The organism is Halobacillus trueperi (genome assembly GCF_003386945.1).
GTDB classification, from domain to species: Bacteria; Bacillota; Bacilli; order Bacillales; family Halobacillaceae; genus Halobacillus; species Halobacillus aidingensis.
Genome location: NZ_QUAE01000028.1, coordinates 22,588 through 36,679, shown reverse-complemented (window position 1 = coordinate 36,679; position 14,092 = coordinate 22,588). Strand labels below are relative to the sequence as shown.

Here is a 14,092-nt window from a genome sequence, read left to right as displayed (position 1 = left end):
TATATTGATGTGGTGGTGAAGGCGAAGAGGTCACACCTGTTCCCATGCCGAACACAGCAGTTAAGCTCTTCAGCGCCGATGGTAGTCGGGTTTACCCCCGTGAGAGTAGGACGCCGCCACATTGATTCTCTTTCCTTATTAATGCTTTTGATGAATGAACATTATTCCAACGTAGCTCAGTGGTAGAGCAATCGGCTGTTAACCGATCGGTCGTAGGTTCGAATCCTACCGTTGGAGCCACTTGCTTCCATAGCTCAGTGGTAGAGCACTTCCATGGTAAGGAAGGGGTCGCCGGTTCAAATCCGGCTGGAAGCTCTGAGAAACGATCAAACACATGGCCCGTTGGTCAAGTGGTTAAGACACCGCCCTTTCACGGCGGTAACACGGGTTCGAATCCCGTACGGGTCACCACTTATCGGAGGATTAGCTCAGCTGGGAGAGCACTTGCCTTACAAGCAAGGGGTCGCAGGTTCGAACCCTGCATCCTCCACCATTAAATTCATAAGCCGGCCTAGCTCAACTGGCAGAGCAACTGATTTGTAATCAGTAGGTTGGGGGTTCAAGTCCTCTGGCCGGCACCACTTATTTAGTCAAAGTGGAGGGATAGCGAAGTTGGCCAAACGCGGCGGACTGTAAATCCGCTCCCATCGGGTTCGTAGGTTCGAGTCCTACTCCCTCCACCATTTATTTCATTGACTATAACGGCTGACATCCATGATCAGCTATTTTTTATGAAAATAAACATTTCTTGTATAATGATCTTAAGATGGTAAATACTATTTTTGTAACTGTTGGGCCATAGCCAAGCGGTAAGGCAACGGTTTTTGGTACCGTCATGCGCTGGTTCGAATCCAGCTGGCCCAGCCATTTTCTTTAAGATGTTATACTGGATATTATTATATGAGCCATTAGCTCAGCTGGTAGAGAAGCCGTAATCATCATTGAATTTTCTTCATTGTAGGCTTTGCGAGGAGCGTATGCTTCACCGACAAATCTATCAACGTGACGAGCACACTGCTTATAAAATAATGAGCATTATTTTTCATATGAGCCATTAGCTCAGCTGGTAGAGCATCTGACTTTTAATCAGAGGGTCGAAGGTTCGAATCCTTCATGGCTCATCTTTCATTTTCATATGCGGGAGTAGTTCAGTGGTAGAACACCACCTTGCCAAGGTGGGGGTCGCGGGTTCGAATCCCGTCTCCCGCTCCATACGGGGCCTTAGCTCAGCTGGGAGAGCGCCTGCTTTGCACGCAGGAGGTCAGCGGTTCGATCCCGCTAGGCTCCACTCTATGAACCTGACATCAACAGTTGATGTCAGGTTTTTTATGTTCTTTTCCTATTGCATCCAGGATTTTTTGGTGTCCCAAAGAAAATCCTAATGGTTCTCGAGCCATTGATCAAAAGTTATTGAGATTCTCATTTGTTTTTGATGTTCATCGAATTTTGTAACGCTGCTCTCGATGAATAGTCTTTCTTCTATTATATGGAAAAAGGTTTCAAACCTTGTAAACATGCATGATTACATACGTTTTCATACTGTTTCCCGTATATATATGCACAAACATGTCCAGTTGAGTCATAACGGGAAAAACGGATACAATTATAGTAGAGAAAAAAGGAGGAACTTTGATGAATAAACAGCTTTCAGTTATCGGTGTACCTATGGACCTTGGACAGATGCGCCGAGGCGTGGATATGGGACCAAGTGCTATTCGTTATGCGGGTATGGTTGAACGTCTAGAGCAATTGAAATATAACATTGAAGATCTAGGGGACATTGAGATTCCTCGTCCAAAACAAAATACAGATGAGAAAGAAGATAATTTACGTAACTTGAATGAAATTGCTGAGGGAAGTCGTCGTCTTGCAAAGGCGGTTGATGAAGTAGTAGAAAATAAACGTTTCCCACTTGTCCTTGGGGGAGATCATAGTATTGCTATGGGGACTCTTGCAGGAGTTGCCAAACATTATGAAAACCTTGGTGTCATCTGGTATGATGCTCACGGCGATTTGAATACTGCCGACAGCTCGCCTTCCGGTAACATTCATGGGATGCCACTTGCTGTAAGCTTAGGAATCGGCCATGAGAAACTGACGAGTATCCATGATTATGAACCAAAGATTAAACCAGAAAATATTGTGATTATCGGAGCTCGTTCTCTAGATGAAGGAGAAAGAGTGCTTATTGAAGAGAAGGGCATCAAAGTCTATACGATGCACGAAGTTGACCGAATGGGCATGACGCAAGTGGTGGAAGAGACAGTGGATTATTTGAAAGATCGTACCGATGGGGTTCATTTAAGCTTAGACCTTGATGGCCTGGATCCTAATGAAGCTCCTGGCGTAGGAACACCTGTAATGGGTGGCTTAAGCTACCGTGAGAGCCATCTAGCGATGGAGATGCTTCATCAGTCAGGGATGATTACATCCGCGGAATTCGTAGAAGTAAATCCGATTCTCGATGAAAAAAATAAAACCGCTAGCGTAGCGGTAGGTTTGATGGGTTCTCTATTTGGTGAGAGCTTGAAATAAATGAACAATTCTAGCAGTAACCCGCTTTTTGTAAGGTGGGTTGCTGTTTTTTATATGTTATTTCATCATATTCATTTAACAAGCGATCTAATTCCACACTCACTCGTACGACTTCCGGCGAGCTCAACTTATGGAGGCTGGCTAAACGAATCATTTCCACACGACAAGCTTCGATTTCTTTCTTCAAAGCGGTCACTCGCTTCATATTAAATTTCCTCCTAAGAAATTTTTTACATTTACAGCTTTATAACCGATACTAAAAAAAGTTAAACTTATATTAGCTAAAAAAATATTAAATTTATGAAACTTTGTGGCGAGGTCATCCGTAAAGGTTATCGACCGCACGTATAGCGGAGGTATTAGAAGATGGAAACCATGATTAAGCAAAAAATAAAAGAAGTGAAAAAAGGCAATCAATCCGCTTTCGAGGACATTGTTTCTTTTTACCAGAACAAAGTTTTTCATATTTGTCTGCGAATGGTCGGGAACTCGTATGAAGCTGAAGACCTGGCCCAGGAAGCCTTTATCAGAGCCTACACGAATATCCATACGTTCGATGAGAAAAGGAAGTTCTCCACCTGGTTGTATCGGATCGCAACGAATCTGTCGATTGATCGAATACGCAAAAAAAAGCCGGACTACCACCTGGATGCAGAAGTGAAGGGGACGGAAGGGCTAGACATGTATTCGCAATTAGCTGCCGACCAAGCTCTACCGGAAGAAGAAGTGGAAAGCCTTGAACTGCAGTCTTACATCCACAAAGAAATATTAGCGCTTCCTCCTAAGTATCGAAGCGTCATCGTTCTTCGTTATTTAGATGAGCTTGCTCTTCAAGAGATTGCAGAGGTATTGGATATTCCAGTAGGGACTGTTAAAACAAGGGTCCATCGAGGTAGAGAGGCTTTACGTAAGAGGCTTCGACATGTGTGAAGGAGTTGAGAGGGAATGAATTGCAAGAGAGAAGCCGTTGAACTTATGCATAAGTATTTAGATGGCGAATTAAATAAAGAAGAAGAGAGACGACTGAGAGATCATTTACAAAGCTGCCAATCCTGCCAAGATCACTTTCATGAACTAAAGAGAACGACCACATTGGTCAAAAACACGACGCCTGTATCTGCGCCGCCACGTTTTACTGCAAATGTGATGGCGAATTTGCCAAAAGAGAAGAAAAGGAAGAACTATCTTCGTAAGTTGCAAAGGCATCCGCTGCTTACAGCTGCTGCCGTCTTTTTCTTATTGATGTTCGGTGGTATATTTACCGAATGGAATCAGGACCAGCAAGTGACGGTATCCAAGCAAGAGAATCTGGAAATACGTGATCATACGGTCATTGTACCGAAAGGCGTTACGGTTGAAGGAGATCTTGTCGTGAGAAATGGGGATTTGAGGATTGACGGGAAAGTCGATGGGGACATTACCCTTATCAATGGCGATATCCTTAATGATTCTTCTGGACAAGTGGAAACGGCTGAGGAGCTTGACCGCAATAATCTGCGGGCATATTCAGGAGAGCTGACCGAAGTGAACCAGGTTTACGAATGGGTCTGGTATCATACGAAGAAGACATTCAAGGCGATATTCTCATTTGAATCGGATTAAAAAAGCAAGGAGGCTTACGCTTCCTTGCTTTATTTTTGAACAGAATGGATCTTAAGGCCCCTTGAAACAACCAAAATGGTATAGAAATGTATGGGTCTCTCCCAAGGACGGTATGTTCTCCATATATACAGGAAAGGTTATGTGATATAATGGTAAATGTGAATTTTTAAGGTTTATTATATCTAAAAGGAAGTGTAGGCATGCTTGATGGGGGATTGGATGTTTTAGATTATTTTTTGATTACTGTGGATATCGCCCTTGTCTGGTTTGTTGTATATAAATTAATCATGCTGATTCAGGGAACGAAAGCCGTTCAGCTATTAAAAGGTATTTTCGTTATTCTGGGTATATGGTTATTGAGTAATTTATTTGGACTGACCACATTAAGGTGGCTGATGTCACAAGCAATTACGTGGGGTTTCCTCGCGATTATCATTTTGTTCCAGCCTGAACTCAGAAGAGCTTTAGAACAACTGGGACGAGGAAGTTTCTTCAGCAGGAATACTTCAGAAGAAGAAGACACCGAGAAAACCTTACAGGCGATCATTAAGTCTTGTAATTATATGGCCAAACGCCGAATCGGTGCATTGATTACAATAGAACGAGATACAGGTATGGGGGATTACGTAGAGACAGGCATACGTGTCGGCGGACATTTGTCGAGCGAGTTGCTTACGAATATTTTCATACCGAACACTCCTCTCCACGATGGAGCGGTCATACTTAAAAATGATGAAATTGTCGCTGCTGCCTGTTATCTCCCGCTTTCAGAGAGTCCTTTTATTTCGAAAGAGCTCGGGACGAGGCACAGAGCGGCTATGGGAATCAGTGAGGTGACGGATGCTTTAACGATCGTCGTTTCTGAAGAGACAGGAGCTATTTCCTGTACGAAGAACGGGGAATTGCATCGAGACCTTGATCAAGTGAAACTGGAAGAGATTTTGCGTACTGAATTGGATTACTCCGCCCCTGCGGTGAAAAGCTGGAACTGGAGGGGGAAGAAGAATGGATAATTGGTTCAAAAGTGTATGGTTTATAAGGATTATATCCCTTATGCTTGCTGGTCTTCTTTGGGTGACGGTCAATGTGGATAACAATATGGACTCAGATTCTTTATTCTTCAATCAGTCATCTTCTGATATGGAAGTGATGGAAAACATTCCACTTGAAATCAGGTTTGATAGTGAAGAATATGTGGTCAGCGGAATCCCTCAAGAAGTATCCGTCTCTGTTGAGGGGCCGACCTCTGCTGTCGCTCCTGTTTCCAGACAGAAGAACTTTACGGTTTTTGTAGATTTGAATGGACTTGGTCCGGGCACACATGAGGTGTCCTTACAGCACTCAGGGATATCCAACCAGCTTGCAGTCACCCTCGATCCAAAAATCATTGAAGTGACGATTGAGGAAAAAGTGACCAAAGATTATGAAGTGAACATTGATTATATCAACCAAGGAAACCTGGATAGTGAGCTTGAGCTTGGTGATCCAGAAGTGGAACCTTCTGAAGTTGCTATTACGGGTGCATCGTCGGTCATTGAGCGTGTAGCCTCTGTGAAAGCGATTATTGATGTCGGTGAGGCTACAGAGTCAATTGAAGCACAGGAAGCTCCTGTCAAGATTTATGATAATCAGGGGAATGAGCTGAATGTCCTCGTGGATCCAACGACTGTAAATGTATCTGTTCCGATTTCCACCCGCACGAAAAGCGTTCCATTAAATGTAGCCGCTCGTGGAGGGAATACGGAAGGGGTACTGATTGAATCGGTCCGTACGGAAACAGAGGAAGTCACCATTTCCGGACCGAAAGAAGTACTTGATGGCATTGAGGCGCTTCCTGAAGTACCTGTTGATGTATCAGAAGTGACAGAAGATCAAACCGTAGAAGTGGATATTCCGCTTCCTGAAGGAGTGACTTCCGTTCAACCTGAAACCATTGAAGTGGACATTGAAGTTGTTGAAGGCGAAGTGGGAGATGACGGAAACGGCACAGATTAATCAAAACGAATCAATCGTGAAAACATAGATCAATGGAAAGTATAGAAAGAGAGGTCGAATGATTATGGGTAAATATTTTGGCACGGACGGCGTACGAGGCGTCGCGAATAAGGAATTAACACCGGAACTTGCATTCAAACTTGGCCGTTACGGCGGTTATGTCGTAACAAAAGGTGTCGAGCGTCCGAAGGTTTTGATTGGACGTGACACAAGAATCTCTGGTGAGATGCTTGAAGGCGCATTGGCTGCCGGGTTATTGTCGATTGGAGCAGAGGTCATGCGTCTCGGTGTCATCTCTACGCCAGGCGTAGCCTTTTTAACGAAAGCACTGCAAGCGGAAGCGGGAATTATGATATCCGCATCCCACAACCCTGTTGAAGATAATGGCATCAAATTCTTCGGTCCAGATGGTTTTAAATTGACCGATGATCAAGAGCAGGAAATTGAAGCATTAATTGATGCAGAGCAAGATGATCTTCCAAGGCCTTCAGGATCGGATCTTGGTCAGATCAATGATTACTTCGAGGGCGGGCAAAAGTACTTGCAACACTTGAAGCAAACCGTTGATTATGATTTTGAAGGACTTCACATCGCACTCGATTGCGCTCATGGAGCTACTTCATCACTGGCCTCCCACTTGTTTGCAGATCTTGAAGCCGACATTTCTTCGATTGGGTCATCTCCGGATGGTCTGAACATTAATGACGGCGTCGGTTCTACACACCCGGAGCCGTTACAAGACCTTGTGAAAGAGAAGAAAGCGGATGTAGGACTTGCTTTTGATGGAGACGGCGATCGTCTGATTGCAGTTGATGAAAAAGGGAATATCGTAGACGGAGACAAAATCATGTACATTTGTGCCAAGCACATGAATGAAAGTGGTACGTTGAATAACTCGACAGTGGTCTCTACGGTTATGAGTAACCTTGGTTTCTATAAAGCAGTAGAAGCAAATGGAATGAAGAGTGATAAGACGGCCGTAGGGGATCGTTATGTCATGGAAGAAATGCGTCGCGGTGGTTATAACCTTGGTGGGGAACAATCCGGACATATCATCTTCCTTGATCACAATACGACAGGAGATGGCATGTTGTCGGCTCTTCAATTGGTCAATGTCATGAAAGAAACGGGCAAACCACTTTCAGAGCTTGCCAGCGAAATGGAAAAGTTCCCTCAAGTATTGAAGAATGTCCGTGTCATTGATAAAAATAATGTCCAAACCCATCCTAGAATCCAGGAGGCTATCCAGGCTGTAGAAGAGGAAATGGGTGGAAGCGGACGAGTTCTTGTACGCCCATCCGGTACAGAGCCTCTAGTAAGGATTATGGTGGAAGCACCGACAGAAGAACAATGCGAAGAGTACTGTGATAAAGTTGTCCAAGTCGTTGAAGAAGAACTTGGTTTGAAGGAATAGTTTCAAGGCTTGCGCAGGTCGCACATGAGGGTGATCTGCGCATATCCTATTACAGAGCCCTTACATTTCTGTAACGGTTACAATTTTTATTGACCCCTCTGAGAGGTCTGTGTACAATTGAACATGTCCTTGAAAAAATTGTCGATTTCCATGTTTGAGAAGTCTCTTAATTGGAAATGAGACAAAAGGACTTTATTTTGAAATAGTTAAGGAGGATCGAGGTCATTCCTTATTTATAAAGCGCCAGGACTGTGTGCTACGTCTTAAAATGAACACAGTTGACGAGGTGGAGGTTCATCGAGTATTCGGCGGATGCCTCCCGGTTGCCACACTTCAACCGAATGTCCGAATGTAAAACGGGAAGGTGACTTTCCGAACAAAACATTCAGGACGAAGTGATCAAAGAATGAATAACGGGAGAGGGGTAGCGGAATGCCCCTTGGAATTCTATGGAGCATTCGTTGCCCTTCTCCGATAACAGGAGGACAACAATTATGTGTGGAATTGTAGGATATATCGGACAGAATGATACAAAAGAGATTTTATTGAATGGTTTGGAAAAGCTTGAATACCGCGGCTATGACTCAGCGGGAATCGCAACATTGAACGAAAATGGTGTGGAAGTGACGAAAGTGAAAGGCCGTATCGCTTCTCTAAGAGAAGCTGTCGATGAAAGTGTCAAAGCGACGCAAGGCATCGGACATACACGTTGGGCTACACACGGCGCTCCTAGCGAAGAGAACGCACACCCGCACCAAAGTACTTCCGGACGCTTCACAATCGTTCACAATGGCGTTATTGAGAACTATGTGGATGTTCGTGATGAGTACTTGAGCGGAGTCGAGTTCAAGAGTGAAACAGATACGGAAATCATCGTTCAATTGATGGAAGTCCTGAATGAAGAAATGAACGATGTAGCTGCAGCTTTCCGTAAAGCTGTCGACCTTCTGACTGGTTCCTATGCAATTGCTATGATTGACCGTGAAGATCACGATACGATTTATGTCGCTAAGAATAAGAGCCCGTTGCTAGTGGGAATCGGTGACGACTTCAACGTTGTAGCCAGTGATTCCATGGCGGCTCTTCACGTAACGGATCAATTCCTTGAGCTTATGGATAAAGAAACCGTCATCGTTCGTCGTGATGGTGTTGAAATCCAAAAGCCTGATGGTACAAAGGTTGAGCGTGAACCATTCACAGCAGAATTGGATACAACAGATATCGAAAAGGGAACGTATCCTCACTTCATGCTGAAAGAGATTGATGAACAGCCGTTCGTCATCCGTAAAATCATTCAGGAATATCAAAATGAGAATGACGAGATCAAGCTGGATCCTGAAATCCGCCAAGCGATGAAAGACTGCGATCGTATTTACATCATCGCTGCAGGTACGAGTTACCATGCCGGACTTCTAGGTAAACAGTTCATTGAAAAACTCGCAAACATTCCAGTAGAAGTTCATGTAGCTAGTGAATTTTCTTACAACATGCCACTTCTTTCTGAGAAACCATTGTTTGTTTACATTTCTCAAAGTGGTGAAACGGCAGACAGCCGTTCTGTCCTTGTCCAGACAAAAGAACTTGGTCATCCGGCACTGACGGTTACGAACGTGCCAGGGTCCACCCTTTCCCGTGAAGCAGACTATACGATGCACCTGCACGCAGGACCAGAGATCGCTGTAGCTTCTACAAAAGCATATACAGCACAAATGGCTGTTCTTGCGATTCTAGCTGTTGACACAGCGCGTGCGAAGGGCATTGAACTTGATTTCGATCCGATGCAGGAGCTTGCAATCGTGGCAACTGCTATGGAAGCTTTAACTGATCAAAAAGAGAAGTTAGAAGACTTGGCGAGCGAGTATCTATCAACGACTCGTAACTGCTTCTTTATTGGCCGCGGCATCGACTATTATGTCGGATTGGAAGGGTCTCTCAAATTGAAAGAGATCTCTTACATCCAGGCGGAAGGTTTCGCTGGTGGTGAATTGAAGCACGGCACGATCGCTCTAATTGAAGATGGCACACCTGTCATCGCCCTTGCAACACAGGAAAACGTCAACTACTCCATTCGTGGAAATGTCCAGGAAGTAGAAGCACGTGGCGCTAACAGCATGATCATCAGTATGGAAGGTTTGAACAAAGATGGCGATGCTTTCGTCATTCCACAAGTGCATGATCTGATGACACCACTTGTTTCTGTTATTCCATTGCAGCTGGTTTCTTACTATGCAGCGCTTCACCGTGACTGTGATGTTGATAAACCACGTAACCTTGCGAAAAGTGTTACGGTAGAATAAAGAATTCGAAAAGCTGGCATCCCATCGAGGATGTCAGCTTTTTTACTTTCTGGAATCTGTATTGGAGAAAGAAAACCTGGGGAAAATAAGTCTATTCGATGCCGTTAGGGGTGTTTGTTTTTATGAAAAAATGCGCCATGGTTTTATTGTTCATCACCTGTCTGTTGATGGTCCATACACCCGTTCACGCCCAAGTGGATCAGCCCAAACCTCTTGAAGATTTCTATGCTGAATATGGATATAAGTCTCTGGATGAGGCAGTCAAAGAATTCGAACAGCATACAGAAATGCACGTGTCTTTACCTAAGAAACTTCCGTCATTGGCATTTACACACGTGGTGGCCAAGGTTAATCGTTTAGGTGGGAGCGAGAATGTGGAATTAAATGTGGAATACTTGAATGAACATGTATCTGAAAATCACTATAATGTGGACATCCGGCCGGCAGAACAAAAGCTTTTTATTCATGAGAAGCGGATCATAGAACAGGTGAGGTTGAAGACTGGAGGAAAAGGATTTTTCGTGAAAGTCCCTGGTTTTCACGTCTTTATTTTCGAAACAGAGCAATGGCAGTATCGGTTGAGCATGGATCAACGGGTTTCTGATCAATTTTTCCCGGATCAGTTAGTAGAAATCGCCAATTCCATTGACAGCAAATGATCGGACGTAGGATCATTTCTTAAGAGTTAAAGAAAAGGGGGACGTTCAAAGAACGCCCCCTTTTGTATAGTGTTTCTCTATTCGCCAAACATATAGGTCTTATGGTGATAGGATATTGAAAAAGCAATTCCAAGCGCCATCAAGTTTCCGAGCAAGGCACTTCCTCCATAACTGATGAACGGCAGCGGAATTCCCGTGATTGGGAGCAGCTGCACAGACATTCCGATATTCTGGAATACGTGGAATGCAATCATACTGATGATTCCGACCATTACATAAGAGCTGTAGTTGCTGTTCGCTTTAAAAGCGATGGTCGTGAAGCGATAGATCAACAGGAAGAACAGGATAATGACGATACAAGAACCGAGAAAACCATATTCTTCTGCGATGATACTGAAAATGAAGTCGGTTTGGGCTTCTGGTAAGTACACTTCCCGTTCGCCGAACCCTTTTCCATACAACTGGCCAGAACCAATCGCTCTCATTGCTTTGACGAGATGGTATCCAGAAGAGTCTTCATACTTGGTCGGCTGGAACCAGGAGTAGATACGACCGAGCTGGTACTCTTTAACTCCTAAGTAGCGGTCGAGAATCTGAGGTGCTTTTAGAGCAAGCCAGATCACGCTTGTCCCAAGAGCTGAGATAATGGTGAAAATCGGTAAAATAATCTTCCATGAGATGCCTGAAATCAGGACGAATCCTGCTAGTATGGCGATAAACACAAGGCTTGTCCCTAAATCGGGCTGCTGCATGATCAAGAGAACCGGCAGGCCGGTAGCCGCTCCTAATTTGAGCAATAGGAACAAATCCATTTTCATTGATGAACGGTGCTTTTGATTATGATCAACGGCAATTCTTCCGAGAGCAAGAATGGTGAATATCTTTACAAGCTCTGCAGGTTGTAAAGACAATCCCGGCATGGCGAACCAACTCTTCTGCCCTTTGATGACAGGAGCGATGGATGGTGGAGCGACGATCAGGGCAATCAAAAGAATGATGCCGAATCCATATAAGTACCAGCTGATTTTCTTGAAATCTTCAGGATCCACAAGGAGCATAAAGCCGATGACGATGCCACCGAGGCCATACCACACCAACTGTTTAAGTACAAAGTTTTCATTATATTGTGTGCTTGCTTGAGCACTGAAAAGAGCGACTGCGCTGACGGCTATGAAACAACACATAATAAAAAAGAGCTGCCAATCGAATCTTTCTTCGAATTTCATTTTTGGTTATACATCCTCTCATGTAGGCGAAGCAAAAAAGCGTGCTGTTGACTATTATAAGCACATGTAACACGTTTGAAAAGTGAACTCTTCCTTATTCTTCAATTATAATGCATTCTTTTCGGTCATGGACATGAAAATGTAACACTTATGTATCAAATAAGCTCCCTTTAGTTGAAGACTCAGTTTCGAGATGTTTGTTGGAGTTTAGGGGCTCCGGGAAGTTCGCTTTCCATGGGGCGGGCGCTGAGCCTCCTCAGGCAACGAACACCGGAAACTTATCGAAATCGACTCTTCCACAATCCTGCCATAGTGTTTAATAACTTACATTCAACATCGTTGAAATTCAAATAAAAAAATCACCAAAAGAACGGTGATTCGGTAAGGGTGTATTTTAGAAACAGGTGAAGAGTCGCTGGATTCTCATGTATTTATATAATGTTCTTGCATGACGACCTTCTGAGGTATAAGGATTTTGTAATCTTTCAAGCTTATTGATGAAAGCAAGGTCACAAGCACAGTAATCTCTGTGATAACGATAGCATTCATCATGTGCTTTGCAGGCGGCATCTACGGCGTTGACGGGTTCGCCAGGGCCGCTGCATCCTGGTCCACAGTACTTGTATCCGGGAAAGACACAGAACCCGGGTCTGCGTACCGGTCCTCTTCTTCTATACATGTGGTTCTCCTCCATCAAAAAGATTGGCTAAGAATAGTTTATGACAAGGAATGGATTTTGTTTGGTCACATACCCTTCCTATGTTTATAAAACCCTTTCATGAGATACATACTAACTAACACCTTAAAGGAGGAGATTTTATGTCACACGAAAAATATCAAGACCTTATCCAAAAGCTACATGAGTGCATGGAAGCATGTAACCATTGTTACGATGCTTGTTTAAAAGAGGAAGACGTAAAAATGATGGCGGAATGTATTCGTACCGATCGTGAATGTGCCGATATTTGCGGATACTTAGAACAAGCAATTTCAAGAAACTCCCCGTTTGTATCTGAATTGGCAGGGGTTTGTGCCAAGATCTGCCAGGCTTGTGGAGATGAATGTAAGAAACATGATCATCAGCACTGCCAGGATTGTGCCAAAGCTTGCTATGAATGTGCGGAAGCTTGTAAAAAGGTAGCATAATTGATGAGAGCGGCCTCGCGATTAAGAGGCCGCCCTTTTTTTACTTCGCACAGCACTTTTCTTCCTTTTGTTCTTTGATTACGACTATACAGCAAGGTTTTTCTTTTTTCTGTCTAAAAAGTTTCTTTAACAAATTCATGGGTTCACCCCCTTTAAATCATGTAAAAAAGAAATCCTGATAGGGTAGACATAGCAATGACTGAACCTACAAAAGTGAAGACTAACTTCTTTTTAAAAATGCTGTGAAGCAGAGTCACCTCTGGGAGGCTGGCACCAGCTGAACTGATCATTAGGGCCATTACGGGTCCGAGTGCCATTCCTTTAGCGATCATCATATGCGAGATTGGGATCATGGTAGATAAGCGGATGTATAACGGAAGGCCCAAAAGTGCTGCAACAGGTACGAGCCACCACTGTTCGCCTCCCATATAACGAGCGATCCATTCTTCAGGCACGACGCCATGTATGAAGGCACCAATGGCTGCTCCAATGATCAAGAATGGATAGACACTTTTCATAAGCGCCCATGTTTCCGAAATCGCCCGATTCACATTCACTTTGTTTGTAGATGTTGGAGGGCTGTAATTTTTCATGATGACAGGTTTGAGTTGTTTCTCAAATCCTAACCCATGCAAAGAGAACCCTATGATAATAGATAGAGTGGTCGTGATAAGTGTGTAAAACAGCGCCACTTTCCATCCCAGGATGGCTGTCATGAGAGTAAGGATCGTGATGTCTAAGACAGGAGAGGCAAATAAGAAAATCATGACGATAGGGAAGCGGATGTGATTTCTTAAAAGGTGAACGACAATTGGAATTGTTGAACATGAACAGAAAGGGGTTACAAACGCGAAAAGTACAGCGATTCCTGCACTTATAAGCGGGTGGCTTTTATCCATGAGCGATTCCATGCGCTCATAGGGTATAAAACCTTGGAAAAGATAAATCAGAAAAGAGATACCTAAAAAGAGAATAGTTAATTCTTTGGCGATGGTAATAAAACTAAGTAATGTATCTTGTATCATCATCACTGCACCTTTCTGCGTACTTAATCAAGAAAAGTTGATTTATTGTAGATGGTTAGCAACAGGTACAGCAGATTTCTGGTTTTCTTTGGCGAGTTGGAAAGTTCCAATCCCTTATTTTAATACGGGAGGCGGGTTGCTTTTTGAAAGATTTTACAGTTGATAAAATTTCTTTATTTTTAATCTTCCATTC

13 protein-coding genes, 10 tRNA genes and 1 rRNA gene are annotated in these 14,092 nt (G+C 43.7%); 20 read left to right on the top strand and 4 right to left on the bottom strand.

What is annotated here, in order from left to right:
- The first annotated feature begins 8 nt into the window (after positions 1 to 8).
- The 12 genes from rrf (at position 9) to rocF (ending at position 2,535) form a co-directional block, all read left to right on the top strand.
- A 5S ribosomal RNA gene (rrf, locus tag DYE48_RS19385) occupies positions 9 to 122 on the top strand.
- Between the two features lie 43 nt (positions 123 to 165).
- Positions 166 to 240: transfer RNA gene (locus DYE48_RS19380), tRNA-Asn, on the top strand.
- Between the two features lie 3 nt (positions 241 to 243).
- Positions 244 to 315 (top strand) — tRNA-Thr (locus DYE48_RS19375).
- Between the two features lie 21 nt (positions 316 to 336).
- Positions 337 to 411, top strand: a tRNA-Glu gene (locus DYE48_RS19370).
- A 6-nt stretch (positions 412 to 417) separates the two neighbouring features.
- Positions 418 to 493 (top strand) — tRNA-Val (locus DYE48_RS19365).
- Positions 494 to 505: 12 nt separating this feature from the next.
- A tRNA-Thr gene (locus DYE48_RS19360) sits at positions 506 to 581 on the top strand.
- Between the two features lie 16 nt (positions 582 to 597).
- Positions 598 to 683 (top strand) — tRNA-Tyr (locus DYE48_RS19355).
- 109 nt (positions 684 to 792) lie between these two features.
- Positions 793 to 867, top strand: a tRNA-Gln gene (locus DYE48_RS19350).
- Positions 868 to 1,048: 181 nt separating this feature from the next.
- A tRNA-Lys gene (locus DYE48_RS19345) sits at positions 1,049 to 1,121 on the top strand.
- 16 nt (positions 1,122 to 1,137) lie between these two features.
- A tRNA-Gly gene (locus DYE48_RS19340) sits at positions 1,138 to 1,212 on the top strand.
- Between the two features lie 3 nt (positions 1,213 to 1,215).
- A tRNA-Ala gene (locus DYE48_RS19335) sits at positions 1,216 to 1,288 on the top strand.
- A 344-nt stretch (positions 1,289 to 1,632) separates the two neighbouring features.
- The gene (gene rocF / locus DYE48_RS19330; protein ID WP_115824994.1) at positions 1,633 to 2,535 is read left to right on the top strand and encodes an arginase; all 903 of its coding nucleotides are present in this window, start codon (positions 1,633 to 1,635) and stop codon (positions 2,533 to 2,535) included.
- Between the two features lie 10 nt (positions 2,536 to 2,545).
- Here the strand turns inward: rocF and DYE48_RS19325 are convergent, their stop codons facing one another.
- Complete coding sequence (locus tag DYE48_RS19325) at positions 2,546 to 2,740, bottom strand: aspartyl-phosphate phosphatase Spo0E family protein (RefSeq protein WP_115824993.1); 195 nt, start codon at positions 2,738 to 2,740, stop codon at positions 2,546 to 2,548.
- A 161-nt stretch (positions 2,741 to 2,901) separates the two neighbouring features.
- Here DYE48_RS19325 and sigW point away from each other — a divergent pair, with 161 nt between their 5' ends.
- From sigW to DYE48_RS19290, 7 genes are all read left to right on the top strand, one after another.
- On the top strand, positions 2,902 to 3,465 hold the full coding sequence (sigW, locus tag DYE48_RS19320) for an RNA polymerase sigma factor SigW (RefSeq protein ID WP_115824992.1): 564 nt from the start codon (positions 2,902 to 2,904) through the stop codon (positions 3,463 to 3,465).
- A 15-nt stretch (positions 3,466 to 3,480) separates the two neighbouring features.
- Complete coding sequence (locus DYE48_RS19315) at positions 3,481 to 4,137, top strand: zf-HC2 domain-containing protein (RefSeq protein ID WP_115824991.1); 657 nt, start codon at positions 3,481 to 3,483, stop codon at positions 4,135 to 4,137.
- 200 nt (positions 4,138 to 4,337) lie between these two features.
- Positions 4,338 to 5,150: a diadenylate cyclase CdaA gene (cdaA, locus tag DYE48_RS19310; RefSeq protein WP_089652931.1), complete on the top strand. Its 813-nt coding sequence runs from the start codon at positions 4,338 to 4,340 to the stop codon at positions 5,148 to 5,150.
- Positions 5,143 to 6,132 (top strand): CdaR family protein, encoded by a 990-nt coding sequence (locus DYE48_RS19305; RefSeq protein WP_115824990.1) that lies wholly within the window; start codon positions 5,143 to 5,145, stop codon positions 6,130 to 6,132. The genes cdaA and DYE48_RS19305 overlap by 8 nt, the downstream gene beginning before the upstream one ends.
- A gap of 64 nt (positions 6,133 to 6,196) precedes the next feature.
- Positions 6,197 to 7,546 (top strand): phosphoglucosamine mutase, encoded by a 1,350-nt coding sequence (gene glmM, locus DYE48_RS19300; RefSeq protein ID WP_115824998.1) that lies wholly within the window; start codon positions 6,197 to 6,199, stop codon positions 7,544 to 7,546.
- Between the two features lie 494 nt (positions 7,547 to 8,040).
- Positions 8,041 to 9,843 (top strand): glutamine--fructose-6-phosphate transaminase (isomerizing), encoded by a 1,803-nt coding sequence (glmS, locus tag DYE48_RS19295; protein WP_115824989.1) that lies wholly within the window; start codon positions 8,041 to 8,043, stop codon positions 9,841 to 9,843.
- Positions 9,844 to 9,965: 122 nt separating this feature from the next.
- On the top strand, positions 9,966 to 10,502 hold the full coding sequence (locus tag DYE48_RS19290; protein ID WP_115824988.1) for a hypothetical protein: 537 nt from the start codon (positions 9,966 to 9,968) through the stop codon (positions 10,500 to 10,502).
- Between the two features lie 77 nt (positions 10,503 to 10,579).
- Here DYE48_RS19290 and DYE48_RS19285 read toward each other — a convergent pair whose 3' ends face one another.
- Together DYE48_RS19285 and DYE48_RS19280 are read right to left on the bottom strand one after the other, a co-directional pair.
- Positions 10,580 to 11,728: an FtsW/RodA/SpoVE family cell cycle protein gene (locus DYE48_RS19285; RefSeq protein ID WP_115824987.1), complete on the bottom strand. Its 1,149-nt coding sequence runs from the start codon at positions 11,726 to 11,728 to the stop codon at positions 10,580 to 10,582.
- 394 nt (positions 11,729 to 12,122) lie between these two features.
- A complete protein-coding gene (locus DYE48_RS19280; RefSeq protein ID WP_115824986.1) occupies positions 12,123 to 12,407 on the bottom strand; it encodes a phospholipase in 285 nt (94 codons plus the stop codon).
- A gap of 140 nt (positions 12,408 to 12,547) precedes the next feature.
- On the opposite strand from DYE48_RS19280, the gene DYE48_RS19275 reads away from it, so the two are divergent.
- Positions 12,548 to 12,874 carry a four-helix bundle copper-binding protein gene (locus DYE48_RS19275; protein WP_115824985.1) on the top strand — a complete coding sequence of 109 codons (327 nt, stop codon included), beginning with the start codon at positions 12,548 to 12,550 and terminating at the stop codon, positions 12,872 to 12,874.
- Between the two features lie 152 nt (positions 12,875 to 13,026).
- On the opposite strand, the gene DYE48_RS19270 is transcribed toward DYE48_RS19275, so the two are convergent.
- Positions 13,027 to 13,899 (bottom strand): permease, encoded by an 873-nt coding sequence (locus DYE48_RS19270; protein ID WP_115824984.1) that lies wholly within the window; start codon positions 13,897 to 13,899, stop codon positions 13,027 to 13,029.
- Positions 13,900 to 14,092: the final 193 nt, after the last annotated feature.